This window comes from Brotocaccenecus cirricatena (assembly GCF_020687045.1).
Lineage (GTDB): Bacteria > Bacillota > Clostridia > Oscillospirales > Oscillospiraceae > Vescimonas > Vescimonas cirricatena.
On sequence record NZ_JAJEPW010000143.1, the window covers coordinates 1 to 1535 of the forward strand.

The window sequence follows — 1535 nt, forward strand, 5'->3', positions numbered from 1 at the left end:
TTCATAGGGCTTGCACACGCTGTCAATGCCGTATTGGGTGCTCTCCATGGCCATCTCGCCCAGCACCATTTCCGGATGCCGGACGAAATAGCTGTTCATGCGGATACCGTTTTCATCCGCGTCCAGATGCACCCAATCCGGCTCAATATCTACGATTCGGTCACGCTTTTGAAGAAAGAGAATGTCACTGGTGACCTCTGTTCCGGCATTGGCCTTGAAGGCTGTATCCGGCAGACGGATCGCTCCGATGAGGTCGGCGCGCTGGGCCAGATATTTGCGCACGGAAGGATCCTCCTTATCCATCGTGCCCTTTGAAGTGATGAACGCAATGACACCGCCCGGCCGCACCTTGTCCAGCGTCTTGCCAAAGAAATAATCATGGATGAGCCAGTGGTGTTTGTCATAGCGCCGGTCAACGACCTTGAAATTTCCGAAAGGCACATTGCCCACCGCCGCGTCAAAGAAACTGTCCGGGATCTCTGCCTTTTCATAGCCGGTGACAGCGATCCGGCTGTTCTGGTAAAGCTGTCGGGCAATGCGGCCGGAGATGCTGTCCAGCTCCACACCGTAGGCTTTGCAGGCGCTCATGCTGTCCGGCAGCATTCCGATGAAGTTGCCGACGCCGCAGGCAGGCTCCAGCAGATTGCCGCTTTCCAAACCCATCTGTGCCAGCGCCTTGTAGATGGCGTCGATGATGATGGGAGAGGTATAAAAGGCGGTCAGGCTGCTGGCCCGCGCGGCGGCATATTCCTCCTCAGTGAGCAGCGCTTTCAGCTCGGCATACCGGCTGTGCTTTTCATCGAAGCAATCGGCAAGGCCGCCCCAGCCCACATAACGGGAAAGGATCTCCTGCTCCTGCGGCGTCGCCAGCCGGTTTTCGCTTTCCGCTGTTTGCAGAGTGCGGATCGCCGCCACATTGGCCGCATACTTTTCCGCCTTGCTGCCCACGCCCAGCTCCCGATCCGTGATGTGAAAGTCGTGCCGCTGCCCGGTCGGTATTTCCGGATAGAGCGGTGCAAACCGCATACGCTCCCGTTTGGGCTGCGGCGCTGTGAGCACAGCTTTTTCTTCGGCAGGTAATGCCGGTTCTATCTCTGAGGTTTCCGCTTCCGCTATGGGCGGTTCCGGCTCCGATACCTCCGGTTCTGCTGCCGGCCGTTCGGAAACGGCCTCGGTCGTTGGCGTTTGCAGGGTTTTCCCAAGGCCAAACACGGAATAGGTGCCGTCCAGATAGGCACGCATGGCTTCTATGCCCTGCTTTCGCAGGGTATAGTGCCGATCCTCCTCTTTCGTGGCTTCCCAGGCAGGGAGCATATTCTGATAAATTTCCTGCACGCGGTCGGCGTCGGAGAGCTGAACGGTCACAGCCTTTACGCACTCCCAATAGTCCGCAATGGCGTTTTGCGAAAAAGGCCGCACCACATCGTCCGGTGTATCCATAAAAAAGTTGACGATCTTCCGGGCCAGCTGTTTCCGCTCATACTCCGGCATGGCCGCCCAGTCGGCATCTGAGAGAAATTTGTTCTGGGAGATCA

At 57.6% G+C, this 1535-nt stretch carries 1 pseudogene; it reads right to left on the minus strand.

The features are described from left to right. Positions 1 to 1535: pseudogene (locus LKD37_RS17445) on the minus strand (class I SAM-dependent methyltransferase); the annotation flags it as partial.